General features: G+C 59.0%; 20 protein-coding genes and 1 tRNA gene. 8 read left to right on the top strand and 13 right to left on the bottom strand.

Annotated elements, in window-relative coordinates:
* Positions 1 to 60 precede the first annotated feature (60 nt).
* Both C7J97_RS01545 and murD read right to left on the bottom strand, forming a co-directional pair.
* Positions 61 to 822 (bottom strand): GNAT family N-acetyltransferase, encoded by a 762-nt coding sequence (locus tag C7J97_RS01545; RefSeq protein WP_113991848.1) that lies wholly within the window; start codon positions 820 to 822, stop codon positions 61 to 63.
* Complete coding sequence (murD, locus tag C7J97_RS01540; RefSeq protein WP_113991847.1) at positions 819 to 2,219, bottom strand: UDP-N-acetylmuramoyl-L-alanine--D-glutamate ligase; 1,401 nt, start codon at positions 2,217 to 2,219, stop codon at positions 819 to 821. The genes C7J97_RS01545 and murD overlap by 4 nt, the downstream gene beginning before the upstream one ends.
* Before the next feature lie 250 nt (positions 2,220 to 2,469).
* Here murD and C7J97_RS01535 point away from each other — a divergent pair, with 250 nt between their 5' ends.
* Both C7J97_RS01535 and C7J97_RS01530 read left to right on the top strand, forming a co-directional pair.
* Positions 2,470 to 4,041, top strand: a complete 1,572-nt coding sequence (locus tag C7J97_RS01535) for an ABC transporter substrate-binding protein (RefSeq protein ID WP_242983410.1) — start codon at positions 2,470 to 2,472, stop codon at positions 4,039 to 4,041.
* Positions 4,042 to 4,106: 65 nt separating this feature from the next.
* Positions 4,107 to 4,182: transfer RNA gene (locus C7J97_RS01530), tRNA-Gly, on the top strand.
* Between the two features lie 196 nt (positions 4,183 to 4,378).
* On the opposite strand, the gene C7J97_RS01525 is transcribed toward C7J97_RS01530, so the two are convergent.
* From C7J97_RS01525 to C7J97_RS01510, 4 genes are all read right to left on the bottom strand, one after another.
* A complete protein-coding gene (locus tag C7J97_RS01525; protein ID WP_113991845.1) occupies positions 4,379 to 5,560 on the bottom strand; it encodes an FprA family A-type flavoprotein in 1,182 nt (393 codons plus the stop codon).
* A 122-nt stretch (positions 5,561 to 5,682) separates the two neighbouring features.
* Complete coding sequence (locus tag C7J97_RS01520; RefSeq protein WP_113991844.1) at positions 5,683 to 7,020, bottom strand: DNA recombination protein RmuC; 1,338 nt, start codon at positions 7,018 to 7,020, stop codon at positions 5,683 to 5,685.
* A gap of 60 nt (positions 7,021 to 7,080) precedes the next feature.
* Positions 7,081 to 8,544 carry a transglutaminase-like domain-containing protein gene (locus C7J97_RS01515; protein WP_113991843.1) on the bottom strand — a complete coding sequence of 488 codons (1,464 nt, stop codon included), beginning with the start codon at positions 8,542 to 8,544 and terminating at the stop codon, positions 7,081 to 7,083.
* A gap of 24 nt (positions 8,545 to 8,568) precedes the next feature.
* The gene (locus tag C7J97_RS01510) at positions 8,569 to 9,636 is read right to left on the bottom strand and encodes an alpha/beta hydrolase (RefSeq protein ID WP_113991842.1); all 1,068 of its coding nucleotides are present in this window, start codon (positions 9,634 to 9,636) and stop codon (positions 8,569 to 8,571) included.
* A 191-nt stretch (positions 9,637 to 9,827) separates the two neighbouring features.
* On the opposite strand from C7J97_RS01510, the gene C7J97_RS01505 reads away from it, so the two are divergent.
* Positions 9,828 to 10,346 carry a GNAT family N-acetyltransferase gene (locus C7J97_RS01505; RefSeq protein ID WP_113991841.1) on the top strand — a complete coding sequence of 173 codons (519 nt, stop codon included), beginning with the start codon at positions 9,828 to 9,830 and terminating at the stop codon, positions 10,344 to 10,346.
* 154 nt (positions 10,347 to 10,500) lie between these two features.
* Here the strand turns inward: C7J97_RS01505 and C7J97_RS01500 are convergent, their stop codons facing one another.
* The 4 genes from C7J97_RS01500 to C7J97_RS01485 all read right to left on the bottom strand — a co-directional run bounded on the left by C7J97_RS01500 (position 10,501) and on the right by C7J97_RS01485 (position 12,910).
* Positions 10,501 to 11,025, bottom strand: a complete 525-nt coding sequence (locus tag C7J97_RS01500; RefSeq protein ID WP_113991840.1) for an HD domain-containing protein — start codon at positions 11,023 to 11,025, stop codon at positions 10,501 to 10,503.
* Positions 11,026 to 11,065: 40 nt separating this feature from the next.
* Complete coding sequence (locus C7J97_RS01495; RefSeq protein WP_015538432.1) at positions 11,066 to 11,500, bottom strand: hypothetical protein; 435 nt, start codon at positions 11,498 to 11,500, stop codon at positions 11,066 to 11,068.
* A 144-nt stretch (positions 11,501 to 11,644) separates the two neighbouring features.
* Positions 11,645 to 12,421 (bottom strand): alpha/beta hydrolase, encoded by a 777-nt coding sequence (locus C7J97_RS01490; protein WP_113991839.1) that lies wholly within the window; start codon positions 12,419 to 12,421, stop codon positions 11,645 to 11,647.
* A complete protein-coding gene (locus tag C7J97_RS01485; RefSeq protein WP_113991838.1) occupies positions 12,422 to 12,910 on the bottom strand; it encodes a C-GCAxxG-C-C family protein in 489 nt (162 codons plus the stop codon).
* A 269-nt stretch (positions 12,911 to 13,179) separates the two neighbouring features.
* Here C7J97_RS01485 and htpG point away from each other — a divergent pair, with 269 nt between their 5' ends.
* The 4 genes from htpG to galT all read left to right on the top strand — a co-directional run bounded on the left by htpG (position 13,180) and on the right by galT (position 19,534).
* Positions 13,180 to 15,108 carry a molecular chaperone HtpG gene (gene htpG, locus C7J97_RS01480; RefSeq protein ID WP_005926307.1) on the top strand — a complete coding sequence of 643 codons (1,929 nt, stop codon included), beginning with the start codon at positions 13,180 to 13,182 and terminating at the stop codon, positions 15,106 to 15,108.
* 206 nt (positions 15,109 to 15,314) lie between these two features.
* On the top strand, positions 15,315 to 16,421 hold the full coding sequence (locus tag C7J97_RS01475; RefSeq protein ID WP_015538430.1) for a 5-bromo-4-chloroindolyl phosphate hydrolysis family protein: 1,107 nt from the start codon (positions 15,315 to 15,317) through the stop codon (positions 16,419 to 16,421).
* Between the two features lie 330 nt (positions 16,422 to 16,751).
* Positions 16,752 to 18,038: a galactokinase gene (locus C7J97_RS01470; RefSeq protein WP_015538429.1), complete on the top strand. Its 1,287-nt coding sequence runs from the start codon at positions 16,752 to 16,754 to the stop codon at positions 18,036 to 18,038.
* Positions 18,035 to 19,534 (top strand): UDP-glucose--hexose-1-phosphate uridylyltransferase, encoded by a 1,500-nt coding sequence (gene galT / locus C7J97_RS01465; protein ID WP_113991837.1) that lies wholly within the window; start codon positions 18,035 to 18,037, stop codon positions 19,532 to 19,534. The genes C7J97_RS01470 and galT overlap by 4 nt, the downstream gene beginning before the upstream one ends.
* A 29-nt stretch (positions 19,535 to 19,563) precedes the next feature.
* Here the strand turns inward: galT and C7J97_RS15155 are convergent, their stop codons facing one another.
* Complete coding sequence (locus tag C7J97_RS15155; RefSeq protein WP_207657554.1) at positions 19,564 to 19,728, bottom strand: hypothetical protein; 165 nt, start codon at positions 19,726 to 19,728, stop codon at positions 19,564 to 19,566.
* Between the two features lie 29 nt (positions 19,729 to 19,757).
* Between C7J97_RS15155 and C7J97_RS01460 the strand changes: the two genes are divergently transcribed.
* Positions 19,758 to 20,525: a copper homeostasis protein CutC gene (locus tag C7J97_RS01460; protein ID WP_015538428.1), complete on the top strand. Its 768-nt coding sequence runs from the start codon at positions 19,758 to 19,760 to the stop codon at positions 20,523 to 20,525.
* A 152-nt stretch (positions 20,526 to 20,677) separates the two neighbouring features.
* Here C7J97_RS01460 and C7J97_RS01455 read toward each other — a convergent pair whose 3' ends face one another.
* Positions 20,678 to 22,270 carry a hypothetical protein gene (locus C7J97_RS01455; protein ID WP_015538427.1) on the bottom strand — a complete coding sequence of 531 codons (1,593 nt, stop codon included), beginning with the start codon at positions 22,268 to 22,270 and terminating at the stop codon, positions 20,678 to 20,680.
* Entirely contained in the window at positions 22,267 to 22,986 is a 720-nt protein-coding gene (locus C7J97_RS01450; RefSeq protein ID WP_113991836.1) for an ABC transporter ATP-binding protein, read from the bottom strand. Before C7J97_RS01450 ends, C7J97_RS01455 begins: the two co-directional genes overlap by 4 nt.
* Between the last annotated feature and the right edge of the window lie 9 nt (positions 22,987 to 22,995).

Genomic DNA, 22,995 nt, shown 5'->3' with positions numbered 1-22,995 from the left:
TTGCATTGCAATGCCAGTTCTTCCTTTCGGGAGAACTGGCATTTTGCGTAAAAAGCTTTATCATTTCTCGGGCACATAGCGGGCGTACTCGGCCTGCTTTGCAAAGCCGAGACGGCTATAAAACCGCACCCGCTCCGGTGCACAGAGGAATACCGGGTGCAAGCCTTCGGCGGCAAGACTGTTTGCCATTTCCACAATGAGCAGCCCGCCGATGCCCTTGCCCCGCAGCGGCTCTGCGGTCTGCCCGCAGGCCATATAGGCTTGCCCATTGCACAGGGCATAAGCGCCTACGGTGCAGACGACTGTACTTCCCTGCTCCAGCGTCCATGCCACTGCCCTGCCCCGGCTGCGCTTTGTGCACAGTTCTGAGTAAAAGTCTGCCTGCCGGGCGGAGTCTGCAGGGTAAAGCGCCTGTGCCACCCGGGCGGCGGGCGCTTCCCGGCAGAGGGTCAGCTGCGCCCACAAAGCTTCGTCCACGGCAGGCAGGGGCAGCAGCCCGCCCTGCGGCAAGCCGAACACCGTCAACGTTTCTGCCTTGTGCCAGCCGTCCGGCGGCGGGCAGACGGCTTCGTCCAGAATGGCACCCTCGCACCCGCAGAAGGATAAAAAGCTTGCCAGCTCTGCGGGGTTTGCGTGCCCGGCCAGCCATGCCGTGCTGCCGGAAAGTTCCAGTGCCAGCGTAGGGCCGGCATAGAACCGCCATGGCTGGCTATTGCGAAAGAGCGCGCAGTCCAGCGGCAGCAGAGCGTCCAGCACCGGCAGACCCCGGCAGGCATTCGCAAACCGGGTACGGCGCTTTGCATCCTTTACCTGTGCGATCACTTGAGCGCGTTGACGATCTTTTTGAACTCGCGGCCGCGCACCTCAAAGTTGGGGTACAGGTCAAAGGAGGCGCTTGCCGGAGACAGGATGATGATATCTCCGGGCTTTGCGGCGGCGCGCGCCAACTCTACGGCGTGCTGCATATCATCTGCGTGCTGAATGGGCAGCGCAGTCTCGTCAAAGCCGGGGCACTCCCGCACAGCCTTTTCGATGCGTGGGCCGGTAGCGCCCATCAGCACCAAGTCCTTGACATGGGCAATGATCTCCGGTGCCAGCGGCTCGTAGGGGATGTGCTTATCGTAGCCGCCTGCGATGAGGATAACCTTCTGGTCAAAGCTGCGCAGACCGGCAATGGTGCGGGTGGGGCTGGTGCCGATGGAATCGTTATAGTACAGCACACCGTCCAGAGTGCGCACCGGCTCGATGCGGTGCTCCACACCGGTGAAGGTGCTGCCCACCTGACGGATGGCTTCTACGGGCACCTCGCCCCACACGGCAGCGGCAGCAGCCAGCAGGTTTTCGATGTTGTGCAGACCGCGCAGCTTGACATCCTTCTGGGCAAGGAAGGGAGTCACGACGCCATCCTCGGCCATGCAGAGCATCCCATCCTTGCGCAGGAAGGCACCGTTGTCGGTATCATGCAGGCGGGTAAACCACACCTGCTTGCCCTTGCAGTCTGCCTGCATGGAGCGGCTGATCTCGTTCTCATACCCCAGCACGGCGCGGCAGGGCTGCTTCTGGTACAGCAGGATATTGCGCTTGGCATCAATGTATTCCTGCATATCCTTGTGGTGATCCAGATGGTTCGGGGTCACATTGGTGACCACGGCAATGTTGGGGCTTGCGTGCATACTGATCAGCTGGAAGCTGGAAAGCTCCACCACAGCCACGTCCTCCGGGGACACCTCCGGCAGCATGGGCAGCAGGGCTGCGCCGATGTTGCCGCCCAGATGCACCTTGCGGCCTGCAGCCTCGTAGAACTTGGAGATGAGGGTGGTGGTGGTGGTTTTGCCGTCCGAGCCGGTCACTGCCACGATCTCGCAGGGGCAGAAGTCGAAGAATAGTTCCACCTCACTGGTAACCATGGTGCCGGCAGCCATGGCATCCTGCAGGGGCTTTTCAAAGTAGCCCACAAAGCCCGGGGTGCGCATGATGATGTCCTGTCCCTTGAAGCCGTCCAGATAGTTTTCGCCAAGGCTCAGGTCGATGCCCAGTTCCCGGATGGTGGCAGCGTAATCGCCAAAGTCCTCCACGCTCTTTTTCTGGTCGCACAGGGTCACATGAGCGCCCAGTTCCACAAACTCCTTGATGAGGGTCTTATGGCTGACGCCTGCGCCGATAAAGGCGACCTTTTTGCCCTGAATAAGCTGGGCAAGCTTCTGCTGATCTTTCTGCATAAAAACAGTTCCTCCTCTATAGGATCATGGTATAACACCGCGCCGCACGGGCAGCGCGGGGATCACTTTGCTGTACCATTATAGTCCATTTGCGCGCAATTGGCAACGGAAAACCGCACAGTCTGCTTCAAAAAGCTCGGTAAATTCACAAAAAGGCAATTGTTTTTTCTGCTGCTTTCTGCTACACTTGTCGTTGCAGAGCGTTTTTTGCCGTTTCTGCGCGAAGATGAACGGAATGAGGTTGTTCTTTTTGAAACGATGGTTGCGTTTTACCGCAGCGGTGCTGGCTGCTGCGTTTCTTTTTGCCCTGACCGGCTGCGGCAGCTCCACAAACTCTGCTAGCTTTACATGGTTCGTGGACAGCATCCCCGCAAATCTGGACCCGCAGGTGGCTTCCGGTGCGTCGGACGTGATCGCCTGTGAGAATCTGTACGGCACGCTGGTGCGCAAAGACCCGGACGGCGAGCTTGTGCCGGGGCTCTGCGAAGAGTGGACGGTGTCCCCGGACGGGCTGACCTACACCTTTACCCTGAAGGACGGCCTGCGCTATGCAGCCGCCAAGGGTGCAGCTACAGAGTACGATATTACCGCCGAGGATTTTGTGTTTGCGTTCCGGCGCATTTTCCGCGCCGATACCGCCTCGCCCTATGCGGTGGAGTTTTCGGCTATTCAGAACAGCGCCGCCGTGCTGGCGGGGCTGGCGGACGAAAGCAGTCTGGGCGTTTCAGCCAATGGGGCACTGTCGTTGGTGTTCCGGCTGAGCGAGCGGGACGATAACTTTTTAGCAAAGCTGGCCATGCCCGGTGCAGCCCCCTGTGACGAGGCCTTTTTTGAGAGCACCCGGGGCACCTATGGGCTGACCGACAAGACTACGCTTTCCAGCGGGAGCTTTTATCTGTATAACTGGACGGCAAACGGCCTGTTTTTGCGCCGCACTGTGGAAAGCCCGCTGGTCGGCAGTCTGCGTCTGGTGCAGGACACCAGCGGCAGCGGCAAGAGCGCAGCCCAGCTTATTGCCGATGGCAAATGCTCTGCCGCGCTGGACGAGAGCGGCGAAGCCACCAGCTTACAGACGGTGAGCTATTCCGACACCACATGGGCGCTGCTGTTCAACGCGGCGGAGGGGTCGGTGTTCCAGAACCAGCAGCTGCGGCAGGCGCTGACCGGTATTGCCCGGGAAAACGCCGATGTGCCCTCCAGCGGCCTATACACAGCCGCAAAGGGGCTTGTGCCGGAGGGACTGACCGTGGATGGGCTGGACTACCGCGAAACTGCCGGCGATCCCCTGCCCGCTATCCCGGAGCCGAAGGCCCTGTATCTGGCTGCCCGGCAGGGCATGGCTACCTCGGATTTTTCCGGCGTGACCCTGCTGCTGCCCAAGAACGCCGGACTGAGCGAGCTGGCCGACCAGATCAACAGCGCATGGCAGAAGGAGTGCTCCCTGTTCTTCTCGGTGGAAGAGGTAGAGCAGGACGAGTTTGACGCCCGCATTGCCGCCGGGAAATACACCATTGCCCTTGCGCCCATCCGTGCCGAGGGCGGCAGCGTGTACCAGATGCTGCAGCAGTTCACCACCGCAGGCGGCAGTCTGACCGGCTATGCCGATCCCGTTTATGCCGACCGGCTGGCACTGAGCGCCCAGCAGACCGGCAAAGCCCGCTGCGCCCTGCTGGCGCAGTGTGAGCAGCAGCTGCTGGAAAGCTGTACCGTGGTGCCCCTGATGGCGCAGCAAAAGCGTCTGCTGCTGGCAAACGATGTGCGTGACCTTGTATTCGACCCGTTTTTCCCGGTGCTGGACCTGACATGGGCCAAAATGAGCTGACCGCAAATTTCGTGCGGAAAAGCCTTGACATTCCTGCCCTGCTTTGTTACAATAGTGGAGCACTTGCAGGGTTAGCTCATCCGGTAGAGCGACTGCTTCCCAAGCAGTAGGCGGCGGGTTCGAGTCCCGTATCCTGCTCCAAAATATAGCGGTGAAACGTTCAGAATTTGTTCGTTTCACCGCTTTTTTGTTTGTTGACATTTCAAAAAACGACGTAAAAATTCGTGTTTTTCGCTCATAATCCAGCAGATAATCAAACAAACAAAGGAACAAAAAACACTCCCGGGCTTTTGCAGAAAGTCCGGGAGTGTTTGCGTTCAACTGATTTTATATCGTGTTACTTTGCCACGAGTTCGGCGGCAAGGGCGTCCATCTGTGCTTCGGCGGCGGCGTTGGCAGCAGAACGGATGGTGACCACGTTCTCGCAGAGGGTAATGTTCTTCATGCTCTCCAGCTCGGCACGCATAAGCTTTGCAGCCATGGGTGCCCAAGTGCCGTTTTCCATCAGGCCAACGGTGCGGTTCTGGAAGCTTTTGGTCTTGAGGTGAGCCAGCAGGTTTTCCATCGGCGGGAAGAGGAAACCATCATAGGTGGCACAGGCCAGCACGATCTTGCCGCAGCGGAAGGCTTCGGTAACGGCGTAGGAAACATCGGTACGGGTCAAGTCCATCTCCACCACCTTTGCGCCCTTTGCGCGCAGCTTTTCAGCCATGGTGTGGGCGGCAGCGCGGGTGTGGCCATGGATGGAGGCGCTGGCTACCAGAACCTTTTCCGGCTCCTCGGCCTTGTAGCTGGACCAGAGATCGTAGTAGTTCAGGTACTTGCCCAGATCACCGGTAAGCACCGGACCGTGCAGCGGGCAGATGGTCTTGATGTCCAGTGCCGCAGCCTTTTTGAGCAGTGCCTGCACCTGCGGGCCGTACTTGCCCACAATGTTCAGGTAGTAGCGGCGGGCTTCGCTTGCCCAGTCGGCATTTTCGTCAAACTTTGCCACCGCGCCAAAGCGGCCAAAGCCATCGGCGGAGAACAGCACCTTCTCGCTGCTCTCGTAGCTGACCATGACCTCCGGCCAGTGCACCATGGGGGCAAACACAAAGGTAAGGGTGTGGGTGCCAAGGCTCAGGCTCTCGCCGTCCTTTACCACCACGCGGCGCTCCGGGGCAATGGCATCTGCACCAAAGAACTGCTCCATATACTGGAAGGTCTTGGCGTTGCCCACCACCTGCATCTCCGGGTAGAGGGCTGCCAGCTTTGCCACGTTGGCGCCGTGGTCCGGCTCCATGTGGGAGACCACCAGATAGGCGGGCTTGCAGCCGCCCAGTGCTTCGGCAAGATTTTCCAGCCAAGGCTCAGTGGCGCGGGCGTCCACCGTATCAAGAATGGTGGTCTTTTCGTCCAGAATAACATAGGAATTATAGCTGACCCCGGTGGGCACCGGATACTGGCTCTCGAACAGGTCGATGGTGGTATCGTCCACGCCCACACCAAGGATGGCTTCGCTGATTTTTTTCATGCTCATACCGTTCAGACTCCTTTTGGGTTTATCTTGTGCCGTGAATTGGCAAATATTTCTGATAACAATTCCTATTGTAGCACATCGTCAGAAATTTCGCAAGGGATAATGCGGGGAGCTTCTGCGCATCAAAGCTCTTCCCCGCTCTCCGGCAGACGTGCCGTTACCGGTCTGCCCGGCTCGGTGTCCAGTTCCAGCAGGGTGGCGGCAGTGTTTTCGTCCAGCGTCTGCACCGCACGCAGCTTGCGGCTGATGGCGCGGCTGCGCACCCCGATGAGGTTATCCAGCTCTTCATCGGTCTGGCGCAGGCGCTGCTGCATCTTGGAAAGCCCCTGCCCGAACTTATCGAACTCGGTCTTGACCGCGCCCAGCAGCTGCCACACCTCGCCGGAGCGCTTCTGGATGGCAAGGGTCTTGAAGCCCATTTGCAGGCTGTTGAGCAACGCCGCCATGGTGCTGGGGCCGGCCACGTTCACCTGATAATCCCGCTGCAAAACTTCCAGCAGCCCGGCGTTCACCACCTCGGCATACAGACCCTCAAAGGGCAGAAACAGGATACCGAAGGCCGTGGTATAGGGCGGCTCCACATATTTTTCCCGGATATCCTTTGCTTCGCTGCGCAGCACCAGTTCCAGCGCGTGGCGGGCGTTTTCCACCGCCTGCGCATCGCCGGAAGCCTGTGCGTCCTGCAAGTGGGCGTAGGTATCGCCGGGAAATTTGGAGTCGATGGGCAGCCAGACGCTGTTGCCATCCACACCGGGCATACGGATGGCGTACTCCACCCGCTGGGTGCTGCCGGGGATGGTGGCTACGTTGGTGTCGTACTGCTCCGGCGCAAGGATCTCTTCCAGAATCGCGCCCAGCTGGATCTCGCCCAGAATGCCACGGGTCTTGACGCCGGAAAGTACCTGCTTCAGTCCGCCCACATCTGCGGCAAGGCTCTGCATCTCGCCCAAGCCCTTGTACACCTGCTCCAGCTGGTCGTTGACCGCCTTAAAGCTTTCAGTCACCCGCTTTTGCAGCGCGTCCTGCAATTGCTCGTCCACAGTGTGGCGGATCTCGTCCAGCTTCTGGGCGTTCTGTGCCTGCATGGCGGCAAGACCGTCTGCCAGCGCTTTGCGCATTTCCTCCAGCTTGCGGGCATTAGAGACTTCCAGTCCCTGCAGCCGCTGTTCCATGGTCTGCTGCTGGGTGTTCTGTCCTGCCGTCAGGGTGCTGCTCATGCCCTGCACTGCGGTTTGCAGGGTATCGCTGATGTGCGCCATTGCGGTCAGATTCTGCTGTGCCTGCTGCGCCTGCTTTTCTTCCAGCACCCGCGCCTGCGCTTCCAGCTGCTGGCGCAGCCACTCCTTCAGGGCTTCGTCGTCCTGCCGGGCGGCGGGCTTGCCGGTGCGGTACAGCAAAAGCGCCTGCAGCAGGCAGATGGCCACCAGCAGAAGCGTGTACAGTCCTGCCAAAAATTCCATAGACATTCTCCTTTTAACTCAAAAATCCGGGTCTTGCGGTAATGGCAGACCCGGATGTGCTTATACTTCCTGATGCTTTACGATCTCCTGTGTGGTCTCCACCTGCTGGCCGTACAGACCCACACCGTCTACCTCCATCTCGCCTACCTGATTATCACAGGGGTCGGCGCGGAAGGAGCACATAGGCGGGTCGAAGGGGGCGCAGATGTCACTGTTGGCCACCATGCGGTCGGTGTCCAGATTGCCGAAGTAGTGCAGGCGCATCTTCTCGTTGCCCGCACGCGCCATGGAGGCACCGGCAGAGCAATCGGCGTACATCCAGCCCTTGGGGGCAATATAGAACATTGCCCAGTCGTGGCAGCCGGCTGTCTCCGGCCGTGCCACCATGCCGCTCTGCCACTTTGCCGGGATGCCTGCAATGCGGCAAAGGGTGATGAAGGTGGCGGCCATCACGCCGCAATCGCCCCGGCGGCTGCGGGCGCAATTATCGGTGATATTCTCGTGCACAAAATACATGGGCTGGAAGTGGTAGTGCACATTCAGGGTGACAAAATCATAAATGCGCTTTGCCTTCTGCACCGGGTCGGTGATACCCTCGGTCAGCTGCGCAGCCAGTGCCTTCATATAGGGGGTAAAGGCGATGTGGGGCAGCTGCTCGGCGGTGTCAAAATCCGGCTGCACCGGGTCGGCCTGCATTTCCAGCGGGGCAGCGTAGTACGCAGTGCTGCGGTAGCTGTACTGTGCCCCAAAGCGGCAGTTCTCGGCAAGGTCTGCCTCCCAGTACGCGGTGCGCTGGGGTGCGGTTTCCGGCGCAATATAAGTGGGCTGGGCGGTAAAGCTGTCCAGCGTAATGTTGCTCTGTGCCGGGCAGGCAGCAGGCAGCGGCAGCCACACCTTGACGTGCACGGTGTTTCTGCCCTCAGCCTTTGCAGCGGCAAGGGCACGGGCAAAGGTCTCGTCAGTCATGCCGATGCTGGTGCGCAGGGTGATGTCTGCGCTGGCTGCACCGGTGCGCACCATCTGGTCGTGCTGGGGCTCAAAACGATCCCAGCTGCGCTCCGGGACGGGCGGGTCCAGCTGACGGGCGGCAAGGTCGGGATGGGTAGCCACCAGCGTTTCGGCGGCGCGGTAGATATAGCGCTTCTGCCCTTCCACAAAGCGCCAGTCCATCTGCCCGGCAGCGTCCAGTGCGGCGAACTCCTCTGCGGTAAAGTCCCGCAGGGTGGCCTGCAGCTTGTTCAGCAGCTGGTCGGCGGTGAGAGTGTAGTCCCGCGGCAGACGGCGCAAAATTTCCCGGTGCGCCAACAGACCCTGCCGCCATGCGTCCACGCCGTGGGGGGTGGGGTTTACCGGCAGCGCGCCCTGCGGGTGCAGGGGCTGGTTCTGACTGGCAGTCCAGTCCTCAGCCAGACAGGCATCAATGCGCGCAATGGCGGCGTCGTAGTAACCGGCCTCTTTCAGGCGGCGGATATCGTCCGGCAGCTCCATGTTCAGGTATGCAAAACAAGTATTCTGATCCATCATGTTCTACTCCTTTTTTATTTATGGTCAGGCAGCGGTCTGCTGCTCCCAGAAAGCCACGGCATCTGTCAGCCAGCCCTCGGCATCGGTGGTATAGCCCACCCCGATACTATGCGGCGCAGACTCAAACACCTTCATAACATAAGGTACCTTGTGGGCTTCCAGCGCCGCTTGCAGCGCCGGGCCCTGCACCTGATTGATCATCCAAGGCAGCACCTTGTCGTCCTTTCCGTACCAGAAAAATACCGGCGGATAATCGTCCGTGACAAGATCTGCCACACTGGAGCAGTAATAGTGCCACCCATAGTTGCCGGTATCCATAAGCGCCTGATACGCGATCTTTACCTCTGAAAAGTTCACTACCGGATAAGCCAACAGCAGTGCACCGGGTTTTGCAGCGCCGTAATAGCCGTAGCCGCGCTCCTTATTTGCGAACACGCCCACAAGCTGGCCGCCAGAGGAGTAGCCCACCAGCACATAGCCCTGTGTATGGATGGAAAGCTCCTCGTCAAGGCTTGTCACCAGCTGCACCGCCCTTGCCAGATCCTCCAGCGGGGCGTTATTGCCCAGATCCAAAAAGGTGCGGTAGCGCAGCACGAACACGGCATAGCCCCGGTTATGCAGCTCGTAGGCCGTGGAGCCGCCCTCACCCATCTCCGAGGTTGCGGTCAAGGCGTTGCCGGGCACTACGATAGCGGTTTTGGCGTTGGGGGTCTCGGCCGGATAATAAAACAGCTGCACACAGCCCAGACTGGAATTGTGTTCGATCTCCTCAGGCGTGTAGACCTGATAGGTGACCTTGACGCCCTTATTATAGTTATCAATGATAAGGTTCAGCGCAGCAATGCCGGATTCCCGGTCGGTGTCGCCAAAATAATCGTGCAAGGTCTTGTTTTTCCAGCGTTCCACCATCAGCGGCGTCATCTCACGGCAATATGTATAATAGCCGCTTCCCTGGATCGCCGGGTTTGCGCGCAGCTGAGCCATTGTAGTTTCTGCCGTGACATGGGGTGCGCTCTCTGCGCCAAAGGCAGGCAGCGCCGCGCAAAGCATAAGCCAAACCATACACAGCAGTACCCGGACAGTTTTTCTCATACATCCTCCATGAGAGACGGCGCATTCCCCGCCGCATTCCTGTTCCCTTATTGTATCACAAACAGGTGAGATGTCAAAACAATTTCTGTGCAGTCCGCTTCTTGTACCGCGCGGCAAATTCTGCTATACTGAAATTTATCCGGGAGTGGAAAGAGAATGCGGGCAATTTTCGGCCCGCCGAGGATGAAAGTATGGATAAGATCATCATCCGGCCTATGACGCCGGAGGACTGGGGCGCGGTCTCCAGAATTTATGTTGAGGGCATTGCCACGGAATACGCCACCTTCCAGACCGAATGCCCGCCCTATACCGCGTGGGACGCTTCCCACACAAAGGAGTGCCGTCTGGTCATCCTTTCCGGCGGGGTGCTGGCAGGGTGGTGTGCTTTGCACCGGGTAGACCCCCGGTGGTGTTACCGGGGCGTGGCCGAGGTAAGCATCTATGTAGGCGAGCAGTTTCGTGGGCACGGACTGGGCTTTCAGCTGTTGAGCGCCCTGTGCGCCGCTGCCGAAAAAGCCGGGTACTGGACGCTGCAATCCACCGTTTTACAGGACAACGCCGCCAGCCGCGCCCTGCACGCCAAGTGCGGCTTCCGGCTGGTAGGACGCCGAGAGCGCATTGCACGGGACTGCCACGGCCACTGGCTGGACACCTATCTGATGGAGCGCCGCGCCGCCGCAGACGAACCGGAGGGGTTCAAAAAGCTGTGACCAGCTGCCGAGTGCAGGCCAACGATTGGATATGGTCTCCGCTGCGCTCTGACCACTTTTAGCGGAATGATCATTTTTATTTGCAGAGTAGAAGCAGAAGGAGCCGCTGCACTTTTTGGGTGCAGCGGCTCCTGTTATTTGTGATGATTCAGTTTTACCACTCGTCGTATTCGCCGTTGGCGTTTTGGGCGGCAGCCACACGGCTGTGCTTGAACATACTTTCCACCACAGCGCAGTACTTATCGGCAAGGCAGACGATGATGGCCTCGCGGCAGCTGGGCACATGACGGAAGGTCAGCGGCCACATATGGCTGGAAATGATGCTCTGTTCCTTTTTGGTGATATGGAACACCTTTTCTGCGTTGACGCAGGCGCAGCCCGGGTGGGAGAAGCCGTGCATCTCGAACAGGCGGCGGATGCCATGGAAGGTACCTTTTTTATGCCAGTCGTACAGATAAAAATCGTGCAGGAAAGCACCGACAGCCAGTGAGGTCTCGTCTGCACCCAAATGCAGCCGATGGTTCAGCCAACAGCTGACCAGCACCACATTCTTGCAGTGCTGATAGGTGGTAACGTCCCCGTGCTGGATGAACTCCCGCATCTGCTGCACCTTGGGGTTTTGATCGTATTTTTCCAAAATGGCATAAAGCCGTTCGCGTTCCGTAACAGAAAGCTGCATGAGCAAAATTTCCTTTCAACTCAATACGTTAACGTTTGTTTCAGGAGCGGAGCTGCACCGGGTTGGAATTGCCGAAGTTTTCAGCCTCGGAAGGGTTTGCCCGCTTGAGGGTCAGGTCTACCAGATACTGCTTGCCGTCGCCCAGTTCTTCCAGCTGGGCAAGCTTTGCATTGGCAGAAGCCTCGTCCGGGTACCACTGGATCAGGAAGAAGTTTTCTGCTTCCACCCCGTAGTACAGCCAGAAGCCGTCCGCGCGCAGCAGATCGTCCAGATGATCCACCTCTTCGCCGTCCGGCAGGCCAAGACCCTCCTCTGCGTAGAGGTTTTCCGGCTCTACCTGCAGCATCTCAATGACCTGAATGGAACTTTGCAGGTACTCGTCCTGTGAGGTGCTCTTATCGGAGCGCTCCCAGCCGGTGAGAAATGCCTGCATGAGCAGATCGCGCACCTTGATGCGCGGCAGTGTGGGATCCATAACCATTTTTGTTTCCTTCTTTCGTGGTTTTATCCCCGTTGGACAGTATACGGCATACGCCTGTGCAAGTCAACGGTTTATTTGTGAATTTTTTGTAGGTATGACTAAAATTTACACACGCTTTTCCGGTTTCAGTCGGTTATCTCAAGCATGGAAAGAAAAGGTATCGTCCAGCCACTCCACCGCAAGCTTGACCCAGCGGTTGCGGTGGGCGCTGTCGGCGTCCACCTCCGGGGTGGAGATGCTAGTGCCGTGGCAGCCTTTTTCAAACAAGTGTGCTTCGCACGGCACGCCCGCCTTGTGCAGAGCGTTCAGTAACAGCAGGGTGTTTTCCACCGGGACGGTCTCGTCCTCCATGGTATGCCAGACGAACACCGGCGGTGTGGCCGGGGTGATCTTATCCTCCAGCGTAAAGCGCTGGTGGGCGGCAACGTCCTGCGTGCCGGTCAGCTGCACAAAGCTGTCCCTGTGGGCGTATTCTCCGGCGGTGACCACCGGGTATGCCAGCAGCAAGGCATTGGGCCGCGGCTGGTCTGCCATGCCGGGGATCTCCCACACTGCACCGGACAGTGCCAGATGCCCGCCCGCCGAAAAACCGCACAAAGCGATCTTATCCGGCAAAATATTCCACTGTTCTGCGTGCTGCCGCACAAGGCCGATGGCCTGTGCCAGCTGCCGCATGGGCAGCGCATCCCGGGCGCTGTCCCCTACTGCGTAGTGCAGTACCGCCGTGTGGTAGCCAGCTGCCGCAAATTGCAGCGCTACGGGGTCACCCTCCCGGGGGCTGACGTGGGTATAGCCGCCGCCGGGCACCACCAGCACCAGCGGACGCTGCCGGAAATGCGGCATGGCCTCCACGCTCTCCCGCAGGTAGAGCGTCAGCGTACCGCCGCCGGTCAATTCCAGTTGTTCAAGCTGCATTTACGCATCCTCCTTATATAGTCCGTGCCGTCCCTCCGGGTGCGCCGCAATAAATTCTGCACACAGGTCGGCGCAGATGCGGCACAGCTCCGGGCAGGGGCGCTTTTTATAATAGTCTGCGGTGCGGTCCTCTGCCGCCGTGCCCCCAGTAGGAGCAGCACCCGCCTTTGCCAGCAGCTCCCGGCAGATAATGCTGCCGCCGTTGCGGCTGCGGTACTGCTCCGCAGCCTCCTGTACCAGTGCGTACATCCGGGATTTATCCTTGGGGTCAGCAGGGTCGGCGTAGACCATGCTCAGCACGGTCACCACACCGCAGAACGCCCCGCACACCTCCCGCATCCGGCCAATACCTGCGCCAAAGCCTGCAGAAAGGCGCAGCGCTGTTTCTTCGGTCAGGCCAAGCTGGGGTGCAAACGCCGCCACCACGCTCTGACTGCAATTATAGCCCTTTAAGAACCATGCGTAGGCGGCATCGCCCTGTTTTGACATTTTCTCACATCCTTCCGGCATACTCGTTCCATTATAGCACAGTCTGCGCAAAAGTGGGAAAGACTTTGCAAGAAATTTTATTTTCCATATAAGAAACGAATCCGGAGCGCCGCTTCGCGCACAGGAGAACAAATTTTAACTTTTTATGAAAAGCCTTGATTTTCCCTGCAAGTCGTTGTATATTAGCACTCAGAAGTTATGAGTGCTAAGTATTCCGGCAGTTTACCGGGTACGGTGCACCAAATATGTGATAAAAGAGGTTTTGTATTATGGCCAAGAAAGAATTTCAGGCAGAGAGCAAAAAACTGATGGACATGATGATCAACTCCATCTATACCAATAAAGAGATCTTCCTGCGGGAACTGATCTCCAATGCTTCGGACGCCATTGATAAGCTGTATTATAAGAGCCTGACCGACACCTCCGTGGGCATGAACAAGGGCGATTTCCGTATTCTCATCACCCGCGATAAGGAAAACCGCATCCTGACCGTGGAGGATAACGGCATTGGTATGACCAAGGAAGAGCTGGAGCAGAATCTGGGCACCATTGCACACTCCGGTTCTCTGGATTTCAAGAAGGACAACAAGGACGAGAACATTGATATCATCGGTCAGTTCGGCGTGGGCTTCTACTCCGCCTTTATGGTGGCCGATAAGCTGACGGTTATCTCCAAGGCTTATGGCTCGGACGAGGCATGGCAGTGGGAGTCCTCCGGTGTGGACGGCTACGAGATGACCCCCGCCCAGAAGGATACCGTGGGCACCCAGGTCATTCTGCACATCAAGCCGGATACCGACACTGAGAAATACGACAACTTCCTGGATGAATACGGCATTGTGGCCATCGTGAAGAAGTACAGCGACTATGTGCGCTACCCCATCCAGATGGAGCGCGAAAAGAGCCGTCAGAAGCCGGAACCGGACCCCAAGCCCGAGGACTACAAGCCCGAGTGGGAGACCTACACCGAGCTGGAGACCCTGAACAGCATGATCCCCATCTGGAAGAAGCAGAAGAGCGAAGTGACCGATGAGGAGTACAACAGCTTCTACAAGGATAAGTTCGGTGATTACGCTGACCCCGCCCGGGTCATCGTGAGCCGCACCGAGGGTACCGCCAACTACAATGCCCTGCTGTTCGTGCCCAGCCACCGTCCCTACGACTTCTACACCAAGGACTACGAGAAGGGTCTGGCGCTGTACGCTTCCGGTGTGCTCATTATGGAAAAGTGTGCCGACCTGCTGCCGGATTACTTCAGCTTTGTAAAGGGCATTGTGGACAGTCAGGATCTGAGCCTGAATATCAGCCGTGAGATGCTGCAGAAGGACAGCCAGCTGAAGCTGATCCATAACGCACTGGAAAAGAAGATCAAGAACGAGCTGCACGCCATGCTAAACAACGACCGTGCGAAGTACGAGGAGTTCTGGAAGGAGTTCGGTCGTCAGATCAAGTTTGGTGCTTATTCTGACTACGGAATGCACGCCGAACTGCTGCGCGACCTGCTGCTGTTCTGGTCCGCCAAGGAGCAGAAGATGGTCACCCTGCAGGAGTACATCGACAAGATGCCCGCTGAGCAGAAGTACATCTACTTTGCCGCAGGCGATTCCACCGACCGTCTGGCAAAGCTGCCCTCCGCAGAGCTTGTGCTGGACAAGGGCTTTGACGTACTGCTGCTGACCGAGGATGTGGATGAGTTCTGCCTGCAGATCCTGCACAGCTACCCCCGCAAGGATGCCGAGGGCAAGGACGGCACCGTGGAGTTCAAGAACGTGAACAGCGGTGATCTGGGTCTGGAATCCGAAGAGGAGAAGAAGGCCGCCGAGGATGCCACTGCCGAGAACAAGGCTCTGTTCGATGCCATGAAGGACGCCTTGAACGGCAAGGTGAAGGAGGTCAAGGTCTCCACTCGCCTGAAGGATCACCCCGTCTGCCTGAGCGCTGACGGCCCGCTGTCCATTGAGATGGAGAAGGTGCTGTCCAAGCAGCCCGGCAGCGAGGGCGTGAAGAGCGACAAGGTGCTGGAGCTGAACGTGAACCACCCCGTGTTTGCCGCCCTGAAGGCCGCACAGGAGGCTGGCGACACCGAGAAGCTGAACAAGTACAGCGCCCTGCTGTACGCACAGGCACAGCTGATCGAGGGTCTGCCCGTGGATGACCCCGCCGCTTATGCCGAGGCCGTTTGCAGCCTGATGAAGTAAACTTTTATGGAGAGGCCGCTGTGCATTTGCGTAGCGGCCTCTTTGTGGAAGAGATGTTTTAATTTTGCGCTTGTCACGGTCTGTGGACCGTTCCAAGCGCATTTTCACGAGAACAGAAATACCCCCTTAACAAAAAGGCCGCGCTCCGCTATAATAGAGTGGAACGCGGTCTTATTTTTATCTTTCTGTGAAAGGAATTCTGTTTCATGGAGCCGAGAAAACATTATTTTGCAAAGATCCCCACCATTGCCATCTTTATCGTCATGGCGATGTCCGGGCCGTTGGGGGTGCTGCTGTTCATCCTGAAGGGTATCGACCAAAAGATGCAGAAGGAGGAGCAGGAGGCTGCCCGTGACCGGGGCGACTACCGCCCCTCCCCAAATCCCGCACCTATGCCTAAAACGCCGCCTTTCCCCGGGCAGGATGTTCCCACGGCAGAGCAGAAAAGTGCAAAGGAATGGCATAAAAACATTGCCGTCCTCTGCACCATCATGGGTGCCGTTTTCCTGTTTGCCGGGATGACGGATGCGGTGGATATCATCGGCGCATGGCAGGTGCTGCCTGACCCCGGGGAGCTGTTTTCCGATATCGTCATGGCCATTGGCGGCGGCGGTGCGCTGCTGACCGGTCTGCGGATGAACCGCACCCGCAAGCTGGAGCAGCTGCTGGATAAGGTTGTGGGCGAGCGCGATAATATCCCCCTGCCGGAACTGTTTGCCGCCGCCGGGGTGGACGCCGCCCGGGGACGCGCTGCCGTGAAAAGTGCCATCGAGCACGGATACTTCGGCGCGGATGCCTATATTGACAACCGCACCGACACGCTGGTGGTGCGGGGTGCGGCACCACAGCCGAAAAAGCCCGCGCAAGCCCCGACACCTAAAGCTCATCCCGCTGCAGAGGACGAGTACGCCGCCCTGCTGCGCCAGCTGCGGGAGGTGAACGATGCCATCCCAGACCCGGTGATGAGCCAGAAGATCTCCCGTCTGGAAGAAGTCAGCGGGCGTATCTTTGCGCTGGCGCAGAAGGACCCGGACAAAAAAGCACAGCTGCAAAAATTTATGAACTACTATCTGCCCACTGCGCTCAAGCTGCTGAACACCTACGCCAGCCTTTCCCGGCAGGCGGTGGAGGGCACGAACATTACCGAGGCCAAGCACAGCATCGAGCGCAGCATGGACCTGCTGGTGACCGCCTTTGAAAACCAGCTGGACAAGCTGTTCCAAGCCGATGCGCTGGACGTGAACGCCGACATTGCCGCACTGGAAGGAATGCTGAACCTCGACGGCCTGACCGGCAGCGAATTTACCCGCTGAACCACACTCCCGCACCCGATGGCTGCATCGGTGCGGGGGTATTTTTTTGTGCAAAGTGCAATTTTCCATCCCGTCTTTTTTGGGCGCTGCGCTCAAAATTCCGGGATTTGTGTGCATTTATGCCAAGCATTTCGATTCGCCCGAAAAACTTTTATTTTATTTGTTCGACAGCAGTCGATTGAGCTGCACAGGCGCTTTTTGCAACTTTTCATCGAGATGCAACAATAACACATGGTTTTTTGCGTTGCGTTTGACTATTATAGAAGCAGCTACTGCAGCTGCGAACGGCTGCATCGACTTTTCCGATCATAATAGTAGGAGGAAATTTCCATGATGAAGTCCATTTCCACCTGGAAGCAGGAGCTGACCAAGGGCGCACACGCTGCGCGTCTGGCTGCGCTGTACTGCTGCACCCCCGACGAGACCCCTGCACAGGCAGCCCGCTATGCGGCTGTTCTGGACGGGTTAGAGACCACCTTCGGCGCACATACCGAGGCCGGTTTGTATAGTGCCCCTGGCCGCACCGAGATCGGCGGCAACCACACCGACCACCAGCATGGCCGCGTGCTGGCAGGCAGCGTGAACATTGATATGATCGCTGCTGCCGCCCCCAACAGCCTGAACCAGCTGCGCGTGCAGAGCGAGGGCTACGACCTGTGCGTTATCGACCTTGACGACCTGACCGCCCGCAAGGAGGAGGAGAACACCACTGCTTCCCTGCTGCGCGGCGAGTGCGAGGCTTTCCGTCAGCGTGGCGCAAAGCTGTCCGGTCTGGACGTGTACATTTCCTCCAATGTGCCCAAGGGCAGCGGCGTTTCTTCCTCTGCCGCATTTGAGGTGCTGGTCGGCGTGATTCTGAACGACTGCTTCATGGATGAAAAAGTCTCCCCCATTGCCATTGCACAGATCGGCCAGTGGGCTGAAAATGTGTACTTTGGCAAGCCCTGCGGCCTGATGGATCAGATGGCTTCCAGCGTGGGCAACATTATCACCATCGACTTTGCCGACAAGGCAAACCCCGACGTGGAGCCGGTGCAGGTGGACTTTTCCAAGGCCGGTCTAGCGCTGTGCATTCTGGACTCCGGCGCAGACCATGCCGACCTGACCGACGAGTACGCCGCCATCCCCAATGAGTGCCGCGCTGTGGCCGCTGTGTGCGGCGGCGAGGTGCTGCGGGACGTGCCCTTTGAAACCTTCCTTGCAAATATTCCGGCCTGCCGCAAGCAGTGCGGCGACCGCGCTGTGCTGCGCGCCTTCCACTTCTACGCCGATAACGACCGTGTGCCCCAGCAGGTGGCCGCCCTGCGCGAGGGCGATTTTGATGCCTTTTTGCAGATGGTAACTGCCTCCGGCGACAGCAGCTGGGAGTATTTGCAGAACGTCATCCCCGCCGGTTACAAGGAGCATCAGGAGGTGGCTGTGACCATCGCCGCTGCCAAGCATTATCTGGGCGGCAAGGGTGCTGTGCGCGTGCACGGCGGCGGTTTTGCCGGTACGGTGCAGGCCTTTGTGCCGGTGGAGATGCTGGCAGACTTTAAGGCAAACATGGAAAAGATCCTCGGCGCTGGCCGCTGCCATGTGCTGAACATCCGTCCTGAGGGAGGTGCTGTGCTGTGATCTCCACCGCCATCCAGCAGCTCGTGAACTACGGGCTGGACACCGGGCTGATTTTGCCTGATGACGAGATCTATATCCGCAATCAGCTGCTGATGACCATGCAGCTGGACGACTTTACCGCCCCGGAGGGCGAGGTGTGCTATACCGATCTGGAAAGCATCCTCAAGACCCTTGTGGACGATGCCGTTGCCCGCGGCGTGTGCGAGGATAACTCCACCGCACGCGATCTGTTCGACACCAAGCTGATGGGCGTGCTGACCCCGCGCCCCAGCATCGTGCGCGCCAACTTTGAGGAGCGGTACGAAAACGAGGGCCCGCAGGCCGCTACCGACTGGTTCTACAAGTTCAGTCAGGACACCGACTACATCCGCCGCTACCGTATCAAGCGCGATCTGAAGTGGGTCACCAAGACCGAGTACGGCGATCTGGATATCACCATCAACCTGTCCAAGCCGGAAAAAGATCCCAAGGCCATTGCCGCCGCAAAGCTTGCACCCCAGAGTGCTTACCCCAAGTGCCAGCTGTGCGTGGAGAACGAGGGCTACGCCGGCCGCATGAACCACCCTGCGCGCGAAAATCACCGCATCATCCCGCTGACCATCAACGACAGCGCGTGGAATTTGCAGTACAGCCCCTACGTTTACTACAACGAGCACTGCATCGTATTCAACAACCAGCATACCCCCATGAAGATCGAGCGGGCAACCTTCCGCAAGCTGCTGGATTTTGTGGGTCTGTTCCCCCACTATTTTGTGGGCAGCAACGCCGACCTGCCTATCGTGGGCGGCAGCATCCTGAGCCATGACCATTTCCAGGGCGGTCATTACGAGTTTGCCATGGCCAAAGCTCCCATTGAAAAGACGTGGGTGTTCCCCGGCTTTGAGGACGTGGAGGCCGGCATCGTGCACTGGCCCATGAGCTGCATCCGTCTGACCTGTGCGGACGATGCACGCCTTGTGGAGCTGGCCGATAAGCTGCTGGCTGCTTGGCGCAGCTACACCGACGAGAGCTGCTTTATCTTTGCCGAGACCGACGGCGAGCCCCACAACACCATTACCCCCATCGCCCGGATGCGGGACGGCAAGTATCAGCTGGATCTGGTGCTGCGCAACAACATCACCACTCCGGAGCATCCGCTGGGCGTGTACCACCCCCATGCAAAGCTGCACCACATCAAAAAAGAGAACATCGGCCTGATTGAGGTGATGGGTCTGGCCGTGCTGCCCAGCCGCCTGAAGCAGGAGCTGTTCGACCTTGCTGATGTGCTGGTGGCGCACCTGCCCACCGCAGAGTACCCCGAAGCCCTGCAAAAGCATGCTGCGTGGGCAGAGGAAATCCTTGCAAAGCACCCGGAGCTGAACGCCGACAATGTGCACCTGATCTTGCAGGACGAGGTAGGCCATGTGTTCGCACAGGTGCTGGCCGATGCCGGTGTGTATAAGCTGGATGAAGCAGGCCGCGCCGGTTTTGTCCGCTTCCTTGAAAGCGTAAAATAAACCATAAATCCCCGAGGCTGTTGCACATATCATGGCGCAACAGCCTTTTTTAGAGCACAGCATTGAGCAAAAGCACTTTTCCTTTGCTCTCCCCCCTGTGAAAAAATCAATGGGAAAATCCGCAGATTTTCCCATTGATAAATTAAAGTATTCATTCCGCTGAAAATGGCCAAAGCAGCGCGGCGGCCATTCAAAATCGTTTTTTGTAGATGGAGGTATCGCTATGCACTGCACTTTGGAAGTTTGCGTAGACAGCACCGCCAGCGCACTGGCGGCAAAACGCGGCGGCGCTGACCGGCTGGAGCTGTGCGCCGACCTTATCATCGGCGGCACCACTCCTTCCCCTGCCCTGCTGCGTCAGGTCAAGGCTGAGACCGGTCTGCCGGTGCGGGCGCTTATCCGTCCCCGCTTCGGCGATTTCTGCTACGACCGTTACGAGCTTGCACAGATGGCCGAGTGCGCCGCCGAGCTGGTAGCCGCCGGTGCCGACGGCATCGTGACCGGTGTGCTGACCCCGGCGGGCGCACTGGACACCGATGCTCTGTGCCCTATCTACGCCGCCGCCCGGCAGGCGGCAGAAAAAGCACACCGCACCGTGGACTGCACCCTGCACCGTGCTTTTGATGTCTGCTGCGACCCCTTTGCCGCACTGGAAGCCGCAAAGCAGCTAGGGCTTGCTACCATTCTGACCAGCGGACAGGCAGCAAGTGCCCCACAGGGCGCTGCCCTGCTGCGGCAGCTGGTGGAAGCTGCCGGGCAGGAGGTGGAGATTCTGGTTGGTGCAGGCGTATCTGCTGCCAACATCCCCGCCCTTGCCGCCCAGACTGGTGCCCGGGCGTTCCACCTTTCCGGCAAGCAGGTGCTGGACAGCCGCATGACCTTCCGGCGGGAAGGCGTGCCCATGGGGCTGCCGGGCTTTTCGGAGTTTGAGATCTGGCAGACCAGTGAAGCAAATATCCGCGCCGCCCGTACCGCATTGGATGCGCTGTAACTGCAAAAAACATCGTTCTTCCCGCAGTGCCTGTTTCCGCAGGAAACAGGCACTGCATCCTGCTGTTTTCCATTACGCCCCTCTCCCGTGAAAATGCAAAATCGGGCAGCCCGCAGGCTGCCCGATTTTGTTCTAATAAAGTTTTTCCCACTTTAGTGCAGGGCGGCAAACCGGGCTGCGCCGCGGGTGCATAGCCAGCGGTGCAGCAGCAAGTCCAGCCCCAGCAGCGCGGCCAGACAAGCACCTTGCGCGGCCAGCGGCGGCACGGCATAATCCAGTAAGGTCAGGGGCAAAAACAGCACCCCGCCCGCCAGCAGCCACCCGCCGAACATTGCCAGCATACTGGCGGCGCTCCGCTTGACCACGGCGGCCTCACTTACCCAGTGGAGGTTGGGCAGGCACAATCCCAAGGCAAGGCCCATTTGCGCCGTCAGCCACACAAAAGCTGCCAGCACAGCAAGCACCAGCAGCCCCTGCCCTGCCGGAATGCGCAGCGCCGCCATGGCGCACCCGGCGCAAAACCACGCCCCCGGCAGCGTGAGCAGCAGCTGCAGCTCCACCTTTACCCGCAGAACCTGCTGCGGGGCAACCGGCAGGCTTTGCAGCAGCCAGAGGGTGCCGCCCTCCAGCGACACCGACGGCGCTGTGATAAAGTTCATGGTGGCTATGGCGCACACCATCCCGCACACCAGCATGGGCAGGCTCTCCGGCAGGTAAGCAGCAGTAAAGGCGCGCAGGTCTGCGGCCTTCCACAGTGCTACCACGCCCAGCACCGGCAGCAGCAGACTGCTCAGTGCACAGTTGAGCAGCCACATGGGGCAAGCGCCCAGATGCAGCAGTTCCCGCCGCAGTAATGCCCGGCGCGGGGGCTGCTTTTTTTGCGTCTTTGCGCGGTATTCCGCTTTGGCTCTGCCCGGTTCAAGGGTCAAAAGCCGCAGATAGGGCTTTGCCAGCGCCTTACCGCACAGCGCCATACAGGCCGCAGCCAGCGCCAGAAACAGCAGCAGCGCCGGGACGTTGCCCACTGCCGCCAGACCCAGCAGACGCAACGGTGCAGCAACACGACCGGCGGTTGCGCCTGCCTGTACGGCATCCACCGCAAGGGCCTCCACTGCGTTGCTCACCCAGCAGAACGCTGCATAGTAGACCGCCAGAAAGAGCAGCGTACCCACCACAGTGACAAGGCTTTTATGCTGGGCGCGGCGGTTGAGCAGCGCCACCGCCCAGCCCAGCAGAACGGCCAGCACCATGGAAACTCCCGCCAGCGCCAGTGCTACCGGCAGCGCCGCCAACAGGGCTCCGCCGGGGCGGGGTGCCGCCAGCGCATAGCAGACCACCGAGGGCACCCACGCCAGCAGCAGATAAATAAGCCCGGTCAGGTACACCCCGCCGCAGCGCACCGCAAAAATAGCGCCCGGCGGGATGGGCAGCGCCAGCAGCTGCTGGTTATCCCGGCAGCGGAACAAATGCCCGTAGCTGGTAAAGGCGCTTGCCAGCACACTGACCGTCAGCGCCGAAAGCTCCATCAGCACAAAATAGAGCCAGTCCAGCCCCTGCGGCACCAGCGTCACTGCCAGCGGCAGCGCCATAGAGCCAAAGCTGAGCATGACCAGCAGCATCAGCACCGCAAACAGCAATGCATACCCGAATGCTCCTGCCCGGGAGCGCCGCTTGCCGGTCTTGCTGCTGCGCACAAAGGCCGCACCCAGTTCCAGAAGCTGTTTTTTGAGCAATGCACGGATCATAGCGCTTCCCCCCTATCCTCCAGTTCCAGAAAGACCTCTTCCAGCGTGTCGTCACCACGTACCTGCTCCATGGCACCCTCGCGCACCAGCTGACCTTTACGCAGAATAGCTACCCTGTCGCAAAGCTTTTCGGCCACCTCCAGCACATGGGTGGAGAAAAAGATCGCCCCGCCTTGCGCACAAAAGGCCTTCATCTGGGTCTTGAGTTGATGGGAAGCCAGCGGATCCAGCCCGACAAAGGGCTCGTCCATTAAAATCAGCTTCGGCTCGTGCAGCAGCGCCGCAATAATGGCAAGCTTCTGCTTCATGCCGTGGGAGTATGCCCCGATGGACTGCGCCAAATCCTGCGTCAGGCCAAAGGCATCGCCGTACTGCCGGATGCGCTGCGTCCGCTGTGCGGCGCTTACGCCAAAGATATCCGCAATAAAATCAAGGTACCGGATACCGGTCATATACTCGTACAGCTGCGGGTCATCCGGCAGATAGGCCAAGCGGCGCTTGCATTCCAGCGGGTTCTCCCGCACGGAAATGCCGTCCACATAAATTTCTCCGGCATCAAATTGCTGGATACCGCAGCAGCATTTTAAGGTAGTGGTCTTGCCCGCGCCGTTGTGCCCGATAAAGGCACACAACTCCCCCGGGCGGATGTGCAGGCAAAGGTCCTGCACGGCGGGCTTGCCGCCGTAGGTTTTGGTCAGATGCTCGATCTTTAACATGGGCTGCCT

The sequence above is a fragment of the Faecalibacterium prausnitzii genome, assembly GCF_003324185.1.
In the GTDB taxonomy this organism is placed as follows: Bacteria; Bacillota; Clostridia; order Oscillospirales; family Ruminococcaceae; genus Faecalibacterium; species Faecalibacterium prausnitzii.
Note: the sequence above shows the minus strand (reverse complement) of the source record. Positions and strands in the feature narration are given on the sequence as shown.